We start from the raw sequence: 22,421 nt of genomic DNA, 5'->3' as shown, positions 1-22,421 counted from the left end.
ACTAGTTGGTTTATTAACTAAACCCCACTAGCCAACAAAACGCCTTGCATTACGGAACATCCGCATCCAAGGCCCATCTTCTTGCCATTCATCAGGATGCCATGAATGCTGTGCTGCTCTAAACACACGTTCTGGGTGAGGCATCATAATACTAAAGCGCCCATCGGTGGTGGTAAATCCCGTTAAACCTTGAGGCGAACCATTAGGATTAAACGGATATACTTCAGTTGGCGATGACGCTCCATTAATAAAGCGCATTGTTGCCAATTGACTATCTAACATCATTTTGACAGCATTTGCATCAAGAAATTCCGTAAATCCTTCTCCATGTGCGACGGCAATTGGTAGTCGACTGCCTGCCATGCCATTTAAAAAGATAGATGGTGAAGGCAAAACTTCCACCATCACAAAGCGTGCTTCAAACTGTTCTGATTTGTTACGCACAAAATGCGGCCAATGGTCAGCGCCTGGAATAATGCTGTGCAAGTTGCTCATCATTTGACAGCCATTACAAACCCCAAGTGCAAACGAATCATTGCGATTAAAAAAGGCGCTAAATTCGTCACGCGCCCGGGTATTAAATAAAATCGACTTTGCCCAACCCTCGCCAGCACCCAGTACGTCACCATACGAGAAGCCACCACAAGCGACTAATCCACTAAAGTTTTTAAATGAGACTTTGCCAGCAATAATATCACTCATGTGGACATCAACACTGGTAAAGCCTGCTCGATCAAAAGCAGCGGCCATTTCGGTTTGACCATTGACGCCTTGTTCACGCAACACGGCTATATTTGGACGAGCGCCTTTATTGATATAAGGGGCAGCAATATTTTCATTTAAGTCAAAAGTGAGGTGGGGCTGTATACCGACATCCGTATTATCTAGAATGCGGTCGTACTCTTGTTGTGCACAGATTGGATTATCACGTAAGCTTTGCATGTGAAAGCTTGTTTCTGACCACATACGATGCAAGTTAATCCGTGTGTCGTTAAACGTAATGTCACCTTTTTTAATGGACACTTGAGAATGCGTGATTACGTTAGCAATCCAATGTGCGCAATGACCAAGTGCGTTATTAAGCTGTGTCAGAATCGCTTCAGTATCATTTTTACGCACTTGAATGACAGCGCCAAGCTCTTCATTAAATAATGCGCTAGCAGCATCACCTTCTAATGCACTGATATCTGCTAGCAATCCACAATGGCCAGCAAATGCCATTTCACATAGCGTGGTGAACAAACCGCCATCGCTACGATCGTGGTAAGCCAGTATTTTTCCATCATGATTCAGAGATTGTATTTGGCTAAAAAAAGCTTTCAATTGACTAGGGTTGTCAACATCAGGTGCGACATTACCTGTCTGACCGTAAACTTGCGCCAATGCGGAGCCGCCCATGCGGTTTTTGCTATTACCAAGGTCAATTAAAATTAAAGTGGTTTCGCCTAAGTCTGTTCTTAGTTGAGGGGTTAGCGTTTTGCGCGCATCGCTGGTGTTGGCAAAAGCAGTTACGACCAGAGAAATGGGTGAAGTCACTGCTTTTTTATCAGTGGCCTCTTCCCATATTGTTTTCATGCTCATGGAATCTTTACCAACCGGAATGCTGATACCAAGTGCAGGACACAGATCCATACCAACGGCTTTAACGGTATTAAATAAAGCGGCATCCTCGCCTTCGTGGCCTGCAGGCGCCATCCAATTGGCAGATAATTTTAAATTGCCAATATCACTAATCAGACTGGCGGCAATATTAGTAATTGCTTCGCCAATGGCCATCCGTCCAGAGGCTGGCGCATCAATCAAAGCTAATGGAGCGCGTTCGCCGATAGCAAACGCTTCACCTGCGTTGGTTTCAAATCCTGCTAATGTAACGGCAACATCCGATACGGGAATTTGCCATGGACCAACCATTTGGTCACGAGCAATCAGGCCCGTAACGCTGCGGTCGCCAATTGTAATGAGAAAGGTTTTATCAGCAACGCCTGGCAAATGTAAGACGCGTTCAGCCGCTTCTTTTAAATCAATATTAGAGGTGTCAAATGGCGCTAATTGTTTACGAATGCTTTTAACATCACGTGTCATTTTAGGTGGCTTGCCTAACAGCACAGACAAATCCATATCAACAGGTTTGTTGGCAAAGTGACGATCTTCGACGGTTAAATGACGTGCTTCTGTCGCTACGCCAACTACCGCAAACGGACAGCGCTCACGGGCACACAATGATTCAAATAATGGCAAGTCTTGTTGCGCAACAGCCAATACATAACGTTCTTGTGCTTCATTGCTCCACAGTTCACGTGGGCTCATGCCAGGCTCTTCATTATGTACATCACGAAGCTGGAATATTGCGCCAACTTCAGCATCATTTGCTAATTCAGGAAACGCATTTGAAATACCGCCCGCACCAACATCATGAATGCTGATAATTGGATTGTTGTCACCCATTTGCCAACAACGATCAATCACTTCTTGCGCACGGCGTTGTAGTTCAGGATTGCCACGTTGCACCGAATCAAAATCTAAATGTTCAGTATTCGCTCCTGTGTCCATGCTGGAAGCGGCGCCACCACCTAACCCAATTAACATGGCTGGTCCGCCGAGTTGTATTAATGCGGCACCTGCTGGGATGTTGTCTTTCAATGAATGGCTAGCCGAAATATTACCCACACCACCTGCTAGCATAATCGGTTTGTGATAGCCACGCACTTCTGGGTTACCTTGACTATCGGGTACTTCTAGCTCAAATGTACGGAAATACCCTGCAATATTAGGGCGGCCAAATTCATTATTGTAAGCAGCGCCACCTAATGGACCGTCTAACATAATTTGTAGCGGACTGGCAATGCGGCTTGGTTTGCCATAGGCTTTTTCCCATGGTTGTGGCAAGTTTGGCAAATTAAGATTCGATACGGAAAAGCCAGTTAATCCTGCTTTTGGTTTAGAGCCGATGCCTGTTGCACCTTCATCGCGAATTTCGCCGCCAGCGCCTGTTGCTGCGCCTGCAAAAGGCGAGATAGCAGTAGGGTGGTTATGCGTTTCTACTTTCATCAAGTAGTGCATATTATCTTCAATAAATTGATAACGATGATCTTGGGCAGGGTAAAAGCGTTTGGTTTTTTGACCTGCTACGATAGATGAGTTATCAGAATAAGCGACGATTGTGTGCCCTGGGTTGAGCTTGTGGGTATTGCGTATCATGCCAAATAGCGAAATATCTTGTTGCACGCCATCAATGATCCAGTCGGCATTAAAGATTTTATGGCGACAATGCTCAGAATTGGCTTGTGCAAACATCATCAGCTCTACATCGGTTGGGTTGCGTTGCATCTTCATGAAGTTTTCAAGCAGATAATCAACCTCATCTGGAGAAAGTGCTAAACCCATTTCATTATTAGCAGTGTCAAGTGCCAGTTTGCCGCCTTGCAAAATATCAACCGTGCTCAGTGGTTTGGGATCGGCATGGTGATAGAGTTTTTCTGCATCATCGATTGAATACAACACAGTTTCTGTCATGCGGTCATGCGTCGCTGCAATCAATGCAGCTTTTTCTTGCGCATTTAATGGTTTGCCATTTTGTGTGGTGACATAATAAGCGACGCCACGTTCTAAACGTAATATGCGCGTTAAGCCACAATTGTTGGCAATATCGGTTGCACGCGATGCCCAAGGTGAAATCGTACCAATACGTGGAACGGTTAAAAACAACTCTCCAGTTGGCGATTCGATATTACCGCTTGGGCCATAACTTAGAATTTGCGTTAATGTAGCTTTCTCACCTGTATTTAATGCATGTTCACTGAATGCAAAATAGACTAATTCAGCGTAAATATGCTGAATGCTAGGCGCATTGACTTTCAGTGCATCATACAATTTATCGAGACGAAATGGTGAAAGGGCTGGGCTGCCGCGTAGGCTTAAAAAGTGCGTTTGATTTGACATGGAAGGCGTTGGAATTTAATTAAATTTCAATCCTTTATTTTAGCAGAAAGCGGCTAATAGCCCATCAAAAAAATTACTTTAACATTAAGCACGACACGCTCATACGCAACCCTCAATGACGATAGTTAGTCGGAGAGGGCTAAAAATTAGAAAAGTAAGTTAAATACAAGTTGAGTTGTTGTCTACTGTAGTCAAAGCATCAAGCATGAATGATTGTTTGATGGCTCACTCAATGCGTTTGTTGCTTTATAGCCCCAGCATTCTTGCGCCTTGATAAAATATAAAGCTAATTACCCAAGCAAGCGACAATGACCAAACGATGGATAGCCACATAAAGCCACTACTTTTTGATTCACTTTTAAGGGTGGCGATGGTTGAAAGGCAAGGCGTATAGATTAAGCTAAATAGCATAAAACTCATCCCTTGTACCCAATCAAGATTTTGGGCCATTTGACTCATGAGTGCATCGCCTTGCAAGCCATAAATAACAGCCAGTGAGCCCACCACAATTTCTTTCGCAACAAAGCCAAAAATAAGTGCAATTGCGAGTTGAGTATCAATGCCGATTGGATTCAATAGGGGGGCAAAAAAAGTACCAATTTGGCCCGCATAAGTTTGTGTGCTAGCAGCGGGGACGTTACTTGGGAAGTTGGTTAACAACCAGACCATTACCACACCAAAAATAATGAATTTTGACGCACGAATTAGAAAGTGTTTCACTTCATGCCAACCTCTCGCCCAAATTTGAAGGGCTGTAGGAAAGCGATAAGGCGGAAGTTCTAAAATAAAAGGTTCGTGACTCGCGAAGCGGCCTTTAAAGATAAGTGCAGTAACAAAAATAGTGATTAAACTCATCATGTAGAGCGAGAACATAACCCATGCAGCTTGGTTAGGTTTAAACAGTACAGCGATCATAAAAATAAATACTTGTAAGCGAGCGGAGCACAAAGAAAGTGGAATAGTGAGCATGGTGAGCAAGCGCATACCCCTTGAGCGCATCACGCGCGTACCCATTAGCGCGGGCACGTTACAGCCAAAGCCCATTAGCACCATCACAAAACCACGACCATCCAAGCCAAGTTTTGCCATAAAGGCATCCATCAAAAAAGCAGCACGAGAAAGATAACCGCTGTCTTCTACCATGCTCATCACTAAGAAAAATAAAATAATAATCGGTACAAAAGCAGCGACAGTGCTAACGCCATTGTAGATACCGTCAAGCAATAAACCGTTTAACCAAACTGGCGCTGTAGATAGTAGCGGTTCAAATAGAGATGTTCGTGTCTGATCAAATAACCAAGCCATTGCATCCTGCATTGGTGCCCCAACCGTAAAAATAAACTGGAATAATAAGAAAATAGCAGCAAAGAAAATAGGTAAGCCCAGCCACGGATGTAATAACACTTTATCAATACGATCAGTGGTTTCGTTATTAAGCGTTGTTGGAATTTGCACCGTATCATGAATGATAGCTTGCATCTCTAATTCAATTTGATTGTCATCTTCCAAGCGCTTTGCAATATCTTGAGCGCTGGCTTTCTGACTGTTTTTAGCAATCACTTCTGCCATTTTTTGTAATAGCGCAGGGATGCCTTCACCGTATTTGGCGCTTAGCTGCAAGGTGGGTATATTAATCTGAGTCGACATTGCTTCAACATTAATCGTAATCCCCGCACGCTTGGCTTCATCTTGCATATTGAGCAATAAAATAGCAGGAATACCAAGGTTGCGAATTTGCAAGGCGAGCGAAAGCTGTCGATCAATTTGGGTGGCATTGAGAACGATACAGACTAAATCAACTTCATTTTGACTCAAAAAATGTCGGACAACTTGCTCGTCATCTGAGAACCCATGCAAATCATAAAGGCCAGGCAAATCAATGAGTTCAGCAATATGACCGCCAGCTAGAATTTTAGCGCTCATTAAATCGACTGTAATGCCAGGCCAATTACCTACTCTTGCGGATGCACCTGAAAGGCGATTAAATAATGTGGATTTGCCTGTATTTGGCATGCCTAGCAAGGCGATTGTTTTCATTATCTATGTTGTCTTAGTTGGGTATTGTGTTGAATATTATCATGCATCGTCATTGGTATCAGTCGGCATTTAATGGGCGGTTTTTATGATTTGACCTCACTAATGTTAATTAGCTATCTGTATTAAATTGGCTTCTGACTCTCTCAATATAATATCCGTTGAACCAATCCTGACATGCAAAGGACCATTAAAGTTAGCCTTACGCATTACTTGAATACGCTTTCCTACATGAAACCCCAAAGCAAATAAACGTTGCCTTAATGGTTGATCTGCATTGGCAGTATGAATGCCAGTTATGGTAGCAGAATCACCAGCACTTAAGTTGTACAACTGGTTCATGATTGGTTTTTGGTTAATAAGAATAATTCTTATTATGGCTAAATAATCAAATAATGTCTATTGTTACGCCCATAAAAAAGCCTGCCGCAGCAAGCTTTTTTAGCACCAAATGGTGCGGACTAATTTTCTGGCACCACTATTTTGGCTTTGTCTTTTAAGCCCAACATCAGTTGCTGAAGTTTGCGTTGTTGCAATGTGCGTTTTAAGCTTTCCTTTGCTTTATCATATTCTGGTATTTGGGTTGCGCGGCTGTCATTTAATTTGATGATATGCCAACCAAATTGTGTTTGTACTGGCGCTGCAGTAGTTGCGCCCTTTTTAAGTCCTACTATTGCATCCCCGAATGGTTTTACCATGCCTGCTGGTGAAAACCAGCCTAGATCGCCGCCACTTTCTTTTGAACCGGTGTCAAGCGACTTTTCTTTTGCTAATTTTGTAAAGTCACTGCCTTTGTTTAATTGCGCAATTAAGTCCTTTGCTTCTGCTTCAGTTTTAACTAAGATGTGTTGCGCTTTGTATTCTTTATCGCCGATTTCTTTTTTATATTGCTCATAAGCTGCTTTGATGTCGGCATCTGATACTGGGTTTTTATCCATATAGTCAGCTAAAAATGCATTAACAACTAACTTTCTCTCACCTATTTCTGCTGCAATTTTAATATCTGCTTTTTTATGAAAGCCTTTTTTAACTGCCTCTTGGTATGCCAATTCTGAACCAATCAGTTCATTAAGCACGGCATTTTTTAACCCATCACCTTTTTGACCGCGCGCACCGGCATCTTTCATAATGAAATCAACCCACGATTGTTTAATGGGCTTGCCATTAACCGTTGCAGCATCTGCTGCATGGGCGATAGAAGTAAGCGAAAAAGCAGTCAAGGCTACTGTCGCGATTAATAATTTGTTCATTTTCATGCGCTTCCTTAATTGTTAAGAGTGATTGTTACTACTGTATGGGGTCAGTTGGTAAAATTGCAATGATGCTTATAGCATGAATTTGTTGCGGAATTAAGTCATCAAGTGCTTGGTAAATTAAACGATGTCGCATTATCGGTGTTTTTTGTACAAAATGCGAGCTAGCGATTTTAAGAGTAAAGTGACCGCCGCCATTATTGCCTGCGTGTCCTGCATGTGCAGCACTGTTGTCTTCAATTTCTAAGCTTGTTGGATTGAAAACAGCGAGCCTGTCTCTGATTGTATCAACGATATTCATGGTGTTGTCGCTTTCAATATTAGGGTAGTGTTTTGCGAAAAGGTTGCACAGATACACGATTGTATACACCAGCTAGAACATAAGGGTCTTCGTTTGCCCAATTTTTAGCAGCGCTCAAGCTATCAAATTCTGCTACGATCAAACTACCAGAAAAGCCTGCCGGTCCTGGGTCATTGCTGTCAATGGCTGGAAATGGCCCGGCTAATAGTAATTTACCAGCGTCTTTTAATGCAGCCAACCTTGTTAAATGTGCTGGCCTTGCTTCTATACGTTTTTCAAGACTGTTTGGGATATCTTCTGCAATGATGGCGTACCACATCGTTTTCTCTTTGCTTTATTCTGTAGGTTCTATTAAATAGCTTTTGAGTGCCAATGTTTGTGCAATCATAAAAATAAACATCATGGATGTCACGCCAAACAGTTTAAAGTTTACCCAAGTATTTTCACTGTAATGTTTGAAAACATATATGTTAACAAATCCAAGCACAATTAAAAATAGTATCCATAGCCAATTTAATTTTTGCCAAACATGGGCTGGTGGATTAAGCATTTTACCCATCATTTGTTGGATTAAATTTTTCTTAAAAAATAAATTGGAAATGAAGAGCGTGCCGGCAAGTAGCCAATATAAAACGGTTGGTTTCCACATGATATAGGTTTTATCATGCAGTAGCAGTGTGACGCCGCCAAGAAGAGAAATGACAACACCATTAATCATGAGCATTTTCTCCACTTTGCCATGACGTAGTTTGCTGTAAATAATCATTGCAATAGTCGCAATAATAGCAATAGCTGTTGCGATAAAAATATCGTATAGCTTAAAGCCGATAAAAAACAAGATGACAGGAAATAAATCAAAAAATACTTTCATGCTGACTTTCGTATTGTCTATGTATAAGAACCCTATTTTTGGGCAGTTTTTAAATAGCTTGGCTAGTAACGATAGGAATAAGCACCAGGATGACGTAAAATGCAACGATTACGTAATGCACAAGCTTTAATGCCAACCACTATCGATTTACATTGCCATTCTAACATTTCTGACGGATTATACTCACCAGAAGAGCTTGTTGCGTACGCACATTTGCAAGGTATTAAGGTATTGGCATTGACCGATCATGACGATATGGGCGGTTTAAAGAGGGCGCGTAAAGCAGCTGAAGCGCTTGGTATGCAATTTATCAATGGCGTTGAAATCTCCGTTACATGGAAAAATCGCACTTTACATATAGTGGGATTAAAAGTCGACCCAGAATACGCACCATTAAAAACAGCGTTAGATGCGGTAAAACATGGCCGATTAGCGCGCGCAAAGCGCATGGCACAAGGCTTGGAGCAAGCTGGTATTGCTGGTTGTTTTGAAGGCGCCCAAGCCATTGCGGGTAATAGTATTTTAACGCGTAGTCATTTAGCGCGGTTTTTGGTTGAAGCCGGTCATGTCAAAGATGTCAAAACAGTTTTTAAAAAATACTTGGTCAAAGGTAAACCAGGATTTGTTGAACACGAGTGGATGAGCTTGGAGACGGCGGTTACTTTAATTAAAGACAGTGGAGGCGTTGCTGTGATTGCACATCCGGGACGCTATGATTTAGGTAGAACCAATATGCCTTTATTGATGCATCAGTTTAGAACCTGTGGTGGAGAAGCCATTGAGGTAGTAACCGGCAGCCATACGCCGCCACAATATACACAGTTTGCAAAAATTGCGCATCAATTCAGTTTAAAAGCCTCCATCGGTTCCGATTTTCATGGCCCTGGCATCTCTTATATACCAATGGGACAGATTGCTGATTTGCCAACAAATTGTGTTCCGGTTTGGCAAGATTGGGAAGAAGCCAAATGTTTGCATGGATGAGTCTATAATTTATTATGGCGCAATATTTTGTTATTCATGCCGAGAATCCTCAAGCAAGACTCATCAAACACACGGTAGAAATCTTGCGTGGCGGTGGGGTGATTGCTTATCCGACTGATTCAAGTTATGCATTTGGTTGTGTCTTGGGCAATAAAGAAGCACAAGATCGTATTCGTCAGATTCGACAAGTCGGTGATAAACAACTGTTTACCTTGGTGTGTAGTGATTTGAGTGAGCTTGCCAATTATGCCAAAGTGGACAATATACAATTTCGCTTATTAAAAGCCAATACGCCGGGCGCTTATACCTTTATTCTCAATGCAACTAGAGAGGTGCCTAAACGTTTGCAACATCCTAAGCGAAGTGCAGTTGGTATCCGTGTGCCCAATCATCAGGTAGTGCAAGCGATTTTAGATGAATTAGGTGAGCCTATGTTAAGTATGACGCTACAGATTGCTGAAGAAGAGCCCATGAATGTTGCATGGGAAATTCGTGACAAACTAGAGCATCAATTAGATTTGGTTATCGATTCTGATATTCATCATATTGGCTTTACTACCGTCATTGATTTGACACAAGAGATGCCACAATTGATTCGACAAGGCGTGGCCGATGCTTCGCCATTTGGACTATAAATAGAAATAATGACATGATGGAACTGACCTTAATACAAAAAATTACTGTCTCGGCAATCCCTATTATTTTTGCTATTACTGTGCATGAAGCAGCGCACGGCTACGTAGCAAAATACTTTGGTGATTTGACCGCTGAAAAAATGGGCCGTATTACGCTTAACCCCATTAAGCATATCGATATGATTGGCACGATTATTTTGCCTGCACTCACTTTGATGTTAGGGGGTATTTTATTTGGCTGGGCCAAGCCTGTGCCCGTTAATTTTGCCAATTTAAATAACCCCAAAAAAGACATGTTATGGGTAGCAGCAGCTGGCCCAGCTTCTAACTTTATCATGGCGATTGTTTGGGTGTTGGTGCTCAAATATGCGAATAGCGCGCCAGAAAGTGCTGCGTTCTTTTTATTGGAAATGAGTAAAGTGGGCATCATGATCAACTTGGTGTTGATGGTACTTAACTTACTGCCATTACCACCATTGGATGGTGGGCGCATAGCGGTCAGTTTGCTGCCGATGAATATAGCGGTTAAGTTCTCACAATTAGAGCGTTATGGCTTCGTTATTTTAATCGTCTTATTGTTTACAGGCATACTCGGTAAGATTATTTCACCAATCATTGGTTTTTTTGGGCAATTGATTTTAAGTCTCTTCGCTTAATAATTATTTGTATAATAATGTTATCTTTAAATATTTATCAACTTTAGGTTAACTCATGGCGGTTGAACGCGTTTTATCGGGCATGCGCCCTACAGGTAGTTTACATCTTGGACATTACAATGGCGTGCTGAAAAATTGGCTGCGCTTACAACACGAGCACGAGTGCTTTTTCTTTGTTGCTGATTGGCACGCGTTGACCACCCATTATGATACGCCAGAGATTATTGAAGAAAGTGTATGGGAAATGGTGATTGATTGGCTTGCCGCAGGGGTTGATCCTGCTAGCGCAACCGTTTTTATCCAATCAAAAGTGCCTGAACATGCTGAACTACATACATTATTATCGATGATTACACCGCTTAGTTGGTTAGAGCGTGTGCCAACCTATAAAGATCAGCAAGAGAAATTAAGTAGTAAAGATTTATCAACCTATGGCTTTTTAGGTTATCCGCTACTGCAAAGTGCGGATATTTTGATGTATAAAGCGACGCAAGTGCCTGTTGGTGAAGATCAAATTCCACACATTGAATTTACGCGCGAAATTGCCCGTCGCTTTAATCATATTTATGGCAAAGAAACTGGATTTGAAGAAAAAGCAGAGGCGGCAATAAAAAAATTAGGCAATAAACGCGGTAATTTATATAACGAGTTGCGCACAGCTTATCAAGAAAGTGGCGATGAAGAAGCATTAGAATCGGCTAGAGCCTTAATTGAAGAGCAGCAAGGCATGAGTATGGGCGACAAAGAGCGTTTACTTGGGTACCTTGAAGGCGGTGGAAAAATCATTCTCATTGAGCCAGACTATAAATTGACGCCTGCTTCAAAAATGCCAGGATTAGATGGTCAGAAAATGTCTAAATCCTATAACAACACCATCTCTTTACGTGAATTGCCAGAGGATATCACCAAGAAAATTAGAACCATGCCCACGGATCCCGCTCGGGTGCGACGCACCGATCCAGGCGATCCAGCTCATTGTCCAGTATGGCAATTACATGAAATCTATTCGGATGACAATATCAAAGATTGGGTGCAAATGGGCTGTAAAGCCGGTTCCATCGGTTGTATTGAATGCAAGCAACCGGTCATTGATGGCGTATTAAAAGAGTTGAAGCCGATTCAAGAGCGCGCTGCACAATACGCAGAAGACCCAACCTTGGTCAAAAATATTGTATCAGAGGGTTGCGAAAAAGCCCGCAAACTGGCACGTGAGACCATGCGAGATGTGCGTGATGTGATGGGTTTGGATTATGGTTAATTAATGAATTGTTAAGCACATTTGGTGTTTTATCTTTACTAAAAGTGCTATATGATGTGGTTTATTGTTTAAACGGCTGTTAAAAGGATTTCTTTGCTAATCACCACATCAGACATTAAAATCAATGGCGAGGCGCTGTACGAGCTGCCACATGATTTATATATTCCACCTGATGCACTAGAAGTCTATTTAGAGTCGTTTGAAGGACCATTAGACTTATTACTTTATCTAATCCGCAAAAACAATCTTGATATTTTAGACATTCCGATGGCAGACTTGACTGTGCAATATATGCAGTATGTCGAAAAAATGAAGGCGATTAAGCTGGAACTGGCGGCTGATTATTTATTAATGTCTGCTATGCTCATTGAAATTAAATCACGCATGTTGCTGCCTAAACCAGCACAGATTGAAGAAGAAGATGATCCGCGGGCTGAACTCGTTAGACGGCTGATGGAGTATGAGGCCATTAAGTTAGCTGCTCAAAACTTAGAGGATATGCCTAAAGTGGGGGATCAGTTTCAAGTTGCCGATGCTTATTATCAACATATTGCAGATATTAAACCACCAGAAGTGAGCATAGATGAATTAGTGGAAGCATGGCGTAATGTGCTCAAACGTGCCAAATTAAACTCCCATCACAAGTTGGGCAGAGCAGAGCTTTCTGTACGTGAGCACATGAGTGCTGTATTGCGCCGCTTGCAAACGGATGGCATGTGTGAGTTTTCTCAGCTGTTTGATTTACGCGAAGGTGGCTTGCCTAAATTGGTGGTGAATTTTTTAGCCATTTTAGAATTAGCAAAAGAAGGGCTGATTAAGATCACCCAGCAAACGGCTTTTTCAACCATTTATTTGCAAGTGAGTCATGCAGAATGAGGGAACCCGAAAACATAACGGAAATGAAACAAATTATCGAAGCGGCCTTGTTAACTGCTGGGCAACCGCTCAGTTTAGATGATTTGTTAAAGCTATTTGCTGGTCGCATGGAGCGCGCAACGCTGAGAATGTTGTTGGACGAACTCAAGCAAGATTGGGAAGATAAAACCTTAGAGTTGGTGCAAGTGGCTAGCGGTTATCGTTTTCAAGCCAAGCCAGAACTGAGTGCTTTTATTGCCCGTTTAAATCCTGAGCGACAACCAAAATATTCTCGTGCAGTGATGGAAACACTCGCCATTATTGCTTATCGTCAGCCGGTTACGCGTGGTGATATTGAACAAATTCGCGGTGTAACGGTTAATCCAAATGTCATTCGCCAGTTGGTTGAGCGCGATTGGATTGATGTAGTTGGACAACGAGAGGTGCCTGGTAGGCCATCACTTTATGCCACAACAAAACATTTTTTAGATGATCTTAATTTACGCTCATTAGCAGAATTGCCACCGTTTGAAGATTTTGCCCAGACTGAAATACCACTCGATAGTTAGTTGTTATCACACTTAAGAATCAGAATGTTGAGTCGGAATGGAGTGGTTGCTGTAAAATCACCTACTTACCAATTATTACTCATTATTAAGATCCTTCATGGCCAGACCCTTTAAAAAACCTCAAGATAAACAAATCGCTACACGCAGATCAGTGTCTGACGATACTGTGGCAATGGAGCCATCTCAACGTTTGCATAAACTGCTGGCGATGGCAGGTTTAGGCTCGCGCCGTGATATGGAAAAGCTCATTGAAAGCGGCCGCGTCATGGTGAATGGTGAGGTGGCACAGCTTGGTGCTGGGGTTACCAAATATGACGAAGTCAAAGTGGATAATCGTCCTATTCGCTTATCTTTTACACCAGAGCTACCACAAGTATTGATTTATCATAAACCTGACGATGAAATTGTGAGTGCGGATGACCCAGAAGGTCGTGCCAGTGTATTTGATAAACTGCCACGTATTAAAGATGCTAAGTGGATTGCCATTGGTCGTTTGGATATGAATACCTCTGGATTGCTGATTTTTACTACATCCGGTGAATTAGCCAATCGTTTTATGCATCCGCGCTATGAAGTAGAGCGTGAGTACGCTGTCCGTGTGTTTGGTGAGCTGACCGATGAACAAATAGAGATGTTAAAGCAAGGTATTGAGCTTGAAGATGGCCCAGCAGCGTTTGATTCAATTGTTGCCCAAGGTGGTGAAGGTGCGAATCATTGGTATCAAGTGATTTTGCGTGAAGGTAGAAACCGCGAAGTGCGACGGTTGTTCGAAGCTTTTCAGATGCCTGTGAGTCGTTTAATGCGCGTGCGTTTTGGGCCTGTGACTTTGCCATCACGTGTTAAACGAGGCGGTATGCTGAAACTGGATACTAAACAGGTTATTGGTTTAATGGAGTGGGCAGGGCTAGCAGTGCCAAAAGCACCACCTAGACAGCTTAATCAGCGAGAAAAAGACAAAGTGACGACCGTATTTACGCCAAAAGTACGCAAGCGTCGGGGCGGTGTGTTAGAACATCAGCCAAAAGGAAGGTCAGTAGATGGTAAAACCGTCGAGCATAAAGCCGTAGAACAACGTAAGCCTCGGTCAGCAGCAGACACAAAAAGAAAGCCAACGAAAAATCGTCGCATTAGAGGTTAAAAATGAACCCCTTAAATAGCCAGCAACTGCGCTTTGGTCAGCAAGAACACGAACTGATCGCCGCCGCTAGTCTCCAACCAAACAAAGGGCACATGAGGGTAAGCTTCTAATAACGCATCTCTGTTGTGACCAATTTCAACAATCAGTATGCCTTCATCGTTTAAATAATGGGCAGCTTCGCGCAGGAGTGTATGCGTGTGATCCAATCCTGCATCGCCACTACCTAATGCTAGTTGTGGTTCATTGCGATATTCCGTTGGTAGTGCGGCCATACTTGGGGCATCAACATACGGCGGATTGCTAATCATGACATCATATGTTTTTCCTGATAGTGCACTAAACATATCTGACTGTATCGCAGTCACTTGGTCTTCTAAACCATAATTGGCGATATTGATATTGCTGACGGCAATCGCATCTAGTGAAATATCAATGACATCAACCGCAGCTGAAGGAAAAGCATGTGCCAGTAAAATGCCTAAACAGCCACTGCCAGTGCAAATGTCTGCTGCATTTTCAATCATCTCGGGATATTCAATCCAAGCACTCAAACTATCATTGAGCAATAATTCTGCAATGAATGAGCGTGGGACTATCACCCGCTCATCCACATAAAATTTGAAATCATGCAACCAAGCTTCGCGTACTAAATAAGCTGTTGGCACGCGCTTGGTTACTCGTTGTTCAATTAAGTAGGCAAGATGTTTACGTTCTGCTGTTGTTATAGCGGCGTCAAGAAAATTTTCTAAGGTTTCCATGGGCAAATGCAAACCACTCATCATGAGCCATACGGCTTCATCATAACTATTGTCCGCGCCATGACCATAAAAAATATCGGATGCTTCAAATTGGCTGACCGCATAACGAATCCAATCACGGATAGTTGATAGTTCTTCCGCTAACTTGATGGGATTACTCATGCTAATAATTTTTCCATGGTTTTTTTATAGGTTTCTTTTAGCGGTTCAATATCTGCTACAGCAACACATTCATTGAGTTTATGAATGGTGGCATTCAGTGGCCCAAACTCAATCACTTGTTTGCAAATGTCTGCAATAAAACGTCCGTCAGAAGTGCCGCCAGTGGTGGATAGTTCAGGAGTAACACCATAGCTTTCTTGAATGGCTTCTGAGATGGCATCAGACAGATTGCCACGGGGGGTAATATAAGGTGGAGAGTATTCCCACACAATGCTGTAATCTAATGCGTGTTTATCAAAAATAGCAATCGTGCGTTGTTTTAAATCGGCTTCCGTACTCGCTGTGCAAAACCTGAAATTGAACAAAATTTCCACTTCACCTGGCACTACATTGGTTGCACCTGTGCCACCATTGATATTGCTAATTTGCCAAGAAGTGGCAGGAAAGTATTCATTGCCTTCATCCCACACGGTATCAACCATGTCTTTAATGGCAGGTGCTACCATGTGAATGGGGTTCTTCACTAAATGTGGATAAGCGATATGGCCTTGTATGCCTTTTACAATAAGTTTGCCTGATAACGAACCACGTCTACCATTTTTAATCATGTCGCCAACCACTTTATTAGAAGTTGGTTCGCCAACGATACAATAGTCAATTAACTCGCCGCGTGCCTTTAGCGCTTGCACCACTTTAACCGTACCATCAATCGCCACATCTTCTTCATCTGAAGTAATAAGTAGACCAATCGAACCGCTATGGTTAGGGTTCTCTGCGACAAATTCTTCTATGCTGGTAATAAAGGCGGCAAGCGATGTTTTCATGTCAGCTGCGCCACGCGCATATAAAATGCCATCTTTAATGGTTGGTTCAAATGGCGGCGTATGCCATTTTTCAACCGGTCCTGTTGGCACCACATCCGTATGGCCGGCAAAAACAAGCAAAGGGCCAGTTGTGCCGCGGCGAGCGAAGAAATTATCGACTTTGCCAAAACGCATGCGCTCAATCTTAAAGCCTAATGGCGCTAGTCGGGCAATCATGGTTTCTTGGCAGCCTTTATCGTCAGGTGTCACTGAGCTGCGTGACAGCAAGTCTATGGCGAGGTCTACTGTTTTTGTCATTGCACTATCTCTTTATAAGTATCTTCATGAAAACCAATACACAGAATGACATCATCTTTTTCTAAAATAGGCCGTTTAATAACCGATGTTTTTTCTATCATTAATGCACAAGCGCTGCTGCTGTTTGTGATGCTGGCTTTTGTCTCATCACACAGATTGCGCCAAGTCATTCCAGCGCGATTCACCAGTTTCTCCCACGGCTGCTGTGCTAGCCATGCATTAGCTTTTGTTTGCGTAAGGCCGAGTTTTTTAAAATCGTGGAATGTATAAGGCACGTTGTTTTCATCTAGCCAAATACGGGCTTTTTTCACTGTATTGCAATTGGGAATGCCGTAAAGTTTCATATGGATATTGAGTTGCAGTTAAATAAATTAATCATCATTTTAACAGCTCAAACAATAGATGTGCAGTTAAGGTTTTTGGGTCGGTTCAATTGGCATATCAAAGTCAATCTGCAATTGTTTGTATTGTAGTTTTTTATATAAAACCAATAGCTCATCTTCTTTTACTGGTTTGGTAAATAGGTAGCCCTGCATAAAGTCACAACCAAGCTTAATAATGGTCTCTTGTTGCGCTTTGTCTTCAATCCCTTCTGCTGTCACCTGAAAGCCTAAAGCATGGGTGAGTTTAAAAACAGCATCAATCAGCGCTTTAGCACCATCATCTTTATTAATCATGGCAATAAATGATTTATCAATTTTGATTTCATCAATATCTAAATCAAGTAGATAGGTCAGGCTGACAGGTAATAAACCAAAATCATCCAGGATGACTTTAATACCAGCTTCTTTAAAGGTGCTCAGTAAATCTTTAAACTGCTCTTGATTATTAATAGCAGCGGTTTCTTTGATTTCGAATGAAAGACAATTGGGGTGTAGTGCGTGATTTTTAATAATACGCACAATTTGTTGCGCAAGATTGGCATCGCGGAACTGATAACTTGAGAGGTTAATTGAAATGTTGAGATCCAAACCAGTTTCCCTTGCTCTTACTAAGGTGTGGCAACACGCATCCACTACCCAAGCGTTAATCTCTTGAATCAAGCCACATTGCTCAGCAATACCTAAAAAATCATTAGGTAATATTTCACCCTTGGTTGGGTGGTTCCAGCGAATCAAGGCCTCTGCACCAACGGCAGCCATTGTTTTGCAATTGATTTTTGGCATATAAGCAATCGAGAACTCTTTATTTTGCAATGCCATCATTAAATCTCGTTGCATATGTTGAATTAAGATATTAGCGGACTCGATTTCTTCATCATAGAATTTAAACTGATTTTTACCTTGGTCTTTTGCTTTGTACATTGCAGCATCAGCGTTCACCAATAGTTTATTGTCTTGATTATCTTTTGGATAAATGGCGATGCCAACAGAGCAAGATAGCTCGATATTTAAATGGTCAATAAAATAAGGTTCTTTAATCGAAGTGACAATACGGCTGACTACGGGGCGAATATCATCTTCCGAATGAATTTCTTCTAAAATAGCCACAAACTCATCCCCGCCAATACGCGCCACAAAATCGCAACCGCGTATCGCCGCATTTAGCCTGTCAGCAGTCATGCTAAGCACCCTATCACCAGTATGATGGCCATAAGTATCATTAATGGGTTTGAATGCATCTAAATCAATGTAAGCCACTGCAAAAGCGTTGCCGTTACGAATATGACGCTTTTCTGCAGCACGTAAGTGTGACTCGAACGCTCGACGATTAGGTAATTTTGTCAGCGGATCGCTAAGATTGGTTTTATCAAATTTATATGCTGATATTGGACGAAACGCCCCAGCAAGTTTGAATACATTTTTACCATATCGCTCATAGAGCAAAAAGAACATAAAAGCCGTTAATAACAAACTCAGCAAGCCGAGCAGCGTGACAATCGTTGTTATTTTGAATCCAGTCAGACCTTGTTCAGAGGGTAAGAGACTAGGGTTAGCCTCCGAAAAAACGCTATAAAAAACAAAGTTGATACTTAATAGAATGCCACTAATGAGTATTGCTAGTACTATTTTAATGGGAGTATTGTTTTTTCCACTGTAGTTTTTCAGCCAATAAGTAATCATTAACATGACTATCATTGCCACAACCACAATGACAGTAGTAATGATTGCCATCACCAAGCTGAGTAATATGATTGAATCATGATTGATTGCAATATAACTGGTATAAAAAAGACCAAACATGCAAATGCCCGCACATAGTCCCCCGATGATAAAGTGGCGTAGTTTCGGTGTGAGCACAACCACAACTGCCATAAAGCAAACCGCTATTATGGTGGCAAATAACCAGCTCAATAGTAATGGCAAAGAAAAAGTAAAACTGAGATGAGTATGGGTGCTATAAAAAGCCAAAAGATGACTCGCCCAGAATGTGGTACCTACAATGAGCGGTTGACTAAGGGTAAGTGGTTTTTTGAGCCTAGCGGACGATTGGCTTAATGCACCTATCAAGCCAAAAGCAATAAATATGGCGCTGCTAGTCGCGATGACAGAAAGTAGAATGAGCCAAATATCGTAATGTAAAGCCATTTAATTTAATTAATCATATAGACTCAATTGCTACTGGCCAGATGATGACTCGCTACATAAGCGGGATCAAGTGCTGATCAGAAACGGGGCTAGCCTACCCCGTCTCAATCTAGATTGTAAACTAAATGCCGCGTAAAAGTTCGTTAATTCCCACTTTACCCAGTGTTTTGGCATCCACTTTTTTAACGATGACTGCACAATACAGACTATAACTACCATCTTTAGAGGGCAAGTTGCCTGATACGACAACTGAGCCTGCTGGAATGCGTCCATAAGATACGCTGCCTGTTTCACGGTCATATATTTTAGTCGATTGGCCAATATAGACACCCATAGAAATTACGCTATTATCTTCAACCACGACACCTTCAACTACTTCTGAACGCGCGCCAATAAAGCAATTGTCACCAATAATGGTTGGACCTGCTTGTAATGGCTCTAACACGCCACCAATGCCAACGCCGCCAGACAAATGCACGTTTTTACCAATTTGTGCACACGAGCCAACCGTCGCCCATGTATCTACCATTGAGCCTTCGCCTACATAAGCGCCAATGTTGACGTATGAAGGCATCAATACTGCATTTTTACCGATAAATGAACCGCGACGTGCGACTGCATTTGGTACCACACGGAAGCCACCATCTTTAAAGTCTTGTTCAGAATAGTGAGCAAATTTGGTTGGCACTTTATCAAAGTACTTTGCAACGCCATCACTCATTAGCACGTTATCTTCAAGACGGAAAGACAATAACACTGCCATTTTTAGCCATTGATGCACCTCCCAGTTTTGGGTATCGCTAATGCGAGAGGCCACACGTAGCTTGCCAGAATCTAAATCGGCAAGCACGCTTTCAACAGTTGATTTTATTTCAGTAGATGCGTTGGCCGGGTTGATGTTGGCGCGGTCTTCAAAAGCCGCTTCAATAATACTTTGACGTGGGTCCATAAAATTTCCAAATTAATAATTAAAAGTAGTAATCATAAACGCGTTATTTTACCCTAAACTCTGCGGCTGCCCAAAAAACAAAAAATGCGTACATTGAGCATGTAGGCATGATTGAATAACTGACTTTCAATAACCTAAAATGGATTATTGACGTTTTGCTGCCAAGTATAAAGGACGTACTTTTGGCGCCAACGCTTTCAAATCGGCAATTCGGTTTTCGCTAGCAGGATGCGTGCTTAAAAACTCTGGAGGTGCTCCGTTGTTGTTTGCAGTCATTTTTTGCCAAAGTGTGACAGCTGCATCTGGATTGTAACCTGCACGAGCGGCCAGCTCTAAGCCAATTCTGTCGGATTCACGCTCTTGCTCACGACCATTAGGCAAAGCAAAAAACAATTGACTTCCTAGACTAGCGCCTTGCATTGTTGCGGCACCCGCTAAGCCATTGCCGACAAACGCAGCGAGTGCGCGCAAACCAAATTGTTGCACATAGGCTTGTGACATGCGTTCACGACCATGCTCTCGTAATGCATGCGCAATTTCATGGCCAATCACAGCAGCGAGTTCGTCATCAGTTGCATTGATTTTTTCAACAAGACCAGTAAACACCATGATTTTACCGCCTGGCATACAATAGGCATTGACTTGGTCATTCTGTTCTATATTTACTTCCCATGCCCAAGCTTTTGCATCGGCTCTAAAAACATCCACTTGCGCAATCAGCCGCTGAGAAATAGCATTGACACGGTTATACATAGCCTTATCTACATTGAGCGTTGCTTTTTGTTTTGCTACAGATAGGGTCTCAGAATAAGCCCGCGCTGACATCTGATCAACTTTTGATGCTGGCATGACTAAGAATTGTGAGCGGGTAACACCTGATGCGCTACTGTTGGTTGTGGTTGCACATCCGCTTAGATGTAAGGTGATGGATGCCACTAAAATGGCAATGATTTTTTTCATTATTACGTCCTTAATATCTCAATATTAAACATCATTATAAGATTAAAAATAACACATCATCATAACGTATGTTTTAGCAATTGGTTGAGGGACGTTTAAAAATTTTACTGATGTTTGCTGATGCAAGCAAACGGCCATGCATTGGCTACAACAGATTGCCATGAATCAGTAAGTCACTATGCATTAATCATGACTGATTATTTTTTGGTTATGTGCGCCTCTGCTTCGCCAATATGTAATTGGATATGAACAGCTTGCCCAAGCGCCAACTGCGCGCTATTAGTAATTGCTTGATGATCATGAGAAACAATGGCATAACCCCTAGCCAGTACCGCTTGCGGGCTTAGCTGTTCGATACTGCTTTTAAGTTGCTTGTAGTGGAGGTGATGTTGCTGCAATACCTGTTTAACGGCATAGTGGAGTCGGTTTTGCAATTGTTGCATATAGTCAATTTGGTTTTTTAGTTTTTGCGCTGGTGAGATGAGACGTTGTGCCAAAAAATCCAATCGCTGTGTACGCTGGTTTAAGTTTGATTGTATTTGCTGACTGAGTTGCTGATAGAGGTTGTTGATTTGTTGTTTTAAATGCGCGCTATCCTGGCAGGCTAGTTCAGCTGCAGCTGTTGGTGTTGCTGCACGTACATCAGCCACAAAGTCACAAATAGTGAAGTCGGTTTCATGCCCAACGCCACTGATGGTTGGAATGCGACATTCTGCAATTGTACGTGCGACAATCTCTTCGTTGAATTGCCATAAATCTTCAAAACTGCCACCACCACGACAAATAATCAGGGTGTCGACTTCTTGTCGCGCGTTGGCTCGATTAATGGCGCTTGCGATTTTTTCGGCTGCACCTTTGCCTTGTACTGGCGTGGGGTAAATAATCACTTGTGTATTTGGATTGCGGCGTTTGAGTGTTGTTAATACGTCACGTAAAGCGGCAGCATCCGTTGAAGTGACGATACCAATTGCTTTGGCATGTGTTGGAATAAGCCGCTTACGTGAAGCTTCAAATAAACCCTCGTCTTGCAGTTTGCGCTTTAATTGCTCAAACGCTTCAAACAAATCACCTAAACCCGCTTGTCTTAAAAATGCAACTGTCAGTTGAAAGTCACCTCGCGCTTCGTATAAAGTAGCGGTTGCATGGGCTTCGACTTGATCGCCTTCACGCGGTACAAAATCAACAAAACTATTACGACCTTTAAACATCACGCAACGCACTTGAGCACTGGCATCTTTCAGTGAAAAATACCAATGACCACTTGCGGCACGCGTCAAATTAGAAATTTCTCCAGATACCCAAAATAAAGGGAAGCTTGCTTGTAATACATCACGCGCTAAGCGATTTAACTCGCTAACTGAGAGTATTTGCTGAGGAATTTTTGGGTTGTTTATGCTGTCATAATCTGCCATGGTCTCTATTATCCATTACAATCTCATAAATACGAAGA

The 22,421-nt window shown here is 42.2% G+C and carries 21 protein-coding genes; 7 read left to right on the top strand and 14 right to left on the bottom strand.

Annotated features, from left to right (window positions below; genetic code table 11):
- Nucleotides 1-27: 27 nt before the first annotated feature.
- From purL to KFB94_02030, 7 genes are all read right to left on the bottom strand, one after another.
- Nucleotides 28-3,939: a phosphoribosylformylglycinamidine synthase gene (purL, locus tag KFB94_02060; GenBank protein ID QVL45921.1), complete on the bottom strand. Its 3,912-nt coding sequence runs from the start codon at nt 3,937-3,939 to the stop codon at nt 28-30.
- A 246-nt stretch (nt 3,940-4,185) separates the two neighbouring features.
- Nucleotides 4,186-5,976: a ferrous iron transport protein B gene (gene feoB / locus KFB94_02055; GenBank protein QVL45920.1), complete on the bottom strand. Its 1,791-nt coding sequence runs from the start codon at nt 5,974-5,976 to the stop codon at nt 4,186-4,188.
- A gap of 105 nt (nt 5,977-6,081) precedes the next feature.
- A complete protein-coding gene (locus KFB94_02050) occupies nt 6,082-6,315 on the bottom strand; it encodes a ferrous iron transport protein A (GenBank protein QVL45919.1) in 234 nt (77 codons plus the stop codon).
- Nucleotides 6,316-6,434: 119 nt separating this feature from the next.
- Entirely contained in the window at nt 6,435-7,229 is a 795-nt protein-coding gene (locus KFB94_02045; protein QVL45918.1) for a peptidylprolyl isomerase, read from the bottom strand.
- Nucleotides 7,230-7,260: 31 nt separating this feature from the next.
- The gene (locus tag KFB94_02040) at nt 7,261-7,527 is read right to left on the bottom strand and encodes a BolA family transcriptional regulator (GenBank protein QVL45917.1); all 267 of its coding nucleotides are present in this window, start codon (nt 7,525-7,527) and stop codon (nt 7,261-7,263) included.
- A gap of 19 nt (nt 7,528-7,546) precedes the next feature.
- A complete protein-coding gene (locus KFB94_02035; GenBank protein QVL45916.1) occupies nt 7,547-7,846 on the bottom strand; it encodes a YciI family protein in 300 nt (99 codons plus the stop codon).
- Nucleotides 7,847-7,861: 15 nt separating this feature from the next.
- The gene (locus KFB94_02030) at nt 7,862-8,398 is read right to left on the bottom strand and encodes a septation protein A (protein ID QVL45915.1); all 537 of its coding nucleotides are present in this window, start codon (nt 8,396-8,398) and stop codon (nt 7,862-7,864) included.
- A 129-nt stretch (nt 8,399-8,527) separates the two neighbouring features.
- On the opposite strand from KFB94_02030, the gene KFB94_02025 reads away from it, so the two are divergent.
- The 7 genes from KFB94_02025 to KFB94_01995 all read left to right on the top strand — a co-directional run bounded on the left by KFB94_02025 (nt 8,528) and on the right by KFB94_01995 (nt 14,493).
- The gene (locus tag KFB94_02025; GenBank protein ID QVL46532.1) at nt 8,528-9,382 is read left to right on the top strand and encodes a PHP domain-containing protein; all 855 of its coding nucleotides are present in this window, start codon (nt 8,528-8,530) and stop codon (nt 9,380-9,382) included.
- 14 nt (nt 9,383-9,396) lie between these two features.
- Complete coding sequence (locus KFB94_02020; GenBank protein QVL45914.1) at nt 9,397-10,017, top strand: threonylcarbamoyl-AMP synthase; 621 nt, start codon at nt 9,397-9,399, stop codon at nt 10,015-10,017.
- A gap of 17 nt (nt 10,018-10,034) precedes the next feature.
- Nucleotides 10,035-10,673, top strand: a complete 639-nt coding sequence (locus tag KFB94_02015) for a site-2 protease family protein (protein QVL46531.1) — start codon at nt 10,035-10,037, stop codon at nt 10,671-10,673.
- 55 nt (nt 10,674-10,728) lie between these two features.
- On the top strand, nt 10,729-11,931 hold the full coding sequence (locus KFB94_02010) for a tryptophan--tRNA ligase (protein ID QVL45913.1): 1,203 nt from the start codon (nt 10,729-10,731) through the stop codon (nt 11,929-11,931).
- Between the two features lie 87 nt (nt 11,932-12,018).
- Entirely contained in the window at nt 12,019-12,807 is a 789-nt protein-coding gene (locus KFB94_02005) for a segregation/condensation protein A (protein QVL46530.1), read from the top strand.
- Nucleotides 12,804-13,355: an SMC-Scp complex subunit ScpB gene (gene scpB / locus KFB94_02000; GenBank protein QVL45912.1), complete on the top strand. Its 552-nt coding sequence runs from the start codon at nt 12,804-12,806 to the stop codon at nt 13,353-13,355. The genes KFB94_02005 and scpB overlap by 4 nt, the downstream gene beginning before the upstream one ends.
- Before the next feature lie 97 nt (nt 13,356-13,452).
- The gene (locus KFB94_01995) at nt 13,453-14,493 is read left to right on the top strand and encodes a pseudouridine synthase (protein ID QVL45911.1); all 1,041 of its coding nucleotides are present in this window, start codon (nt 13,453-13,455) and stop codon (nt 14,491-14,493) included.
- A gap of 11 nt (nt 14,494-14,504) precedes the next feature.
- Here the strand turns inward: KFB94_01995 and prmB are convergent, their stop codons facing one another.
- From prmB to KFB94_01960, 7 genes are all read right to left on the bottom strand, one after another.
- Nucleotides 14,505-15,413: a 50S ribosomal protein L3 N(5)-glutamine methyltransferase gene (gene prmB, locus KFB94_01990; GenBank protein ID QVL45910.1), complete on the bottom strand. Its 909-nt coding sequence runs from the start codon at nt 15,411-15,413 to the stop codon at nt 14,505-14,507.
- Nucleotides 15,410-16,534 (bottom strand): succinyl-diaminopimelate desuccinylase, encoded by a 1,125-nt coding sequence (gene dapE, locus KFB94_01985; GenBank protein ID QVL45909.1) that lies wholly within the window; start codon nt 16,532-16,534, stop codon nt 15,410-15,412. The genes prmB and dapE overlap by 4 nt, the downstream gene beginning before the upstream one ends.
- Nucleotides 16,531-16,878 carry an ArsC family reductase gene (locus tag KFB94_01980; protein QVL45908.1) on the bottom strand — a complete coding sequence of 116 codons (348 nt, stop codon included), beginning with the start codon at nt 16,876-16,878 and terminating at the stop codon, nt 16,531-16,533. Before KFB94_01980 ends, dapE begins: the two co-directional genes overlap by 4 nt.
- Nucleotides 16,879-16,944: 66 nt before the next feature.
- Nucleotides 16,945-19,062 (bottom strand): EAL domain-containing protein, encoded by a 2,118-nt coding sequence (locus KFB94_01975; GenBank protein QVL45907.1) that lies wholly within the window; start codon nt 19,060-19,062, stop codon nt 16,945-16,947.
- Nucleotides 19,063-19,183: 121 nt separating this feature from the next.
- Complete coding sequence (gene dapD / locus KFB94_01970; protein ID QVL45906.1) at nt 19,184-20,011, bottom strand: 2,3,4,5-tetrahydropyridine-2,6-dicarboxylate N-succinyltransferase; 828 nt, start codon at nt 20,009-20,011, stop codon at nt 19,184-19,186.
- A gap of 144 nt (nt 20,012-20,155) precedes the next feature.
- Entirely contained in the window at nt 20,156-20,971 is an 816-nt protein-coding gene (locus tag KFB94_01965; protein QVL45905.1) for a M48 family metallopeptidase, read from the bottom strand.
- Between the two features lie 197 nt (nt 20,972-21,168).
- Nucleotides 21,169-22,383, bottom strand: a complete 1,215-nt coding sequence (locus KFB94_01960; protein ID QVL45904.1) for an exodeoxyribonuclease VII large subunit — start codon at nt 22,381-22,383, stop codon at nt 21,169-21,171.
- Nucleotides 22,384-22,421 lie beyond the last annotated feature (38 nt).

The sequence above is a fragment of the Methylophilaceae bacterium genome (genome assembly GCA_018398995.1).
Classification (GTDB): domain Bacteria; phylum Pseudomonadota; class Gammaproteobacteria; order Burkholderiales; family Methylophilaceae.
The sequence above is the reverse complement of the archived record's forward strand: the minus strand, read 5'-3'. Positions and strand labels throughout refer to the sequence as shown.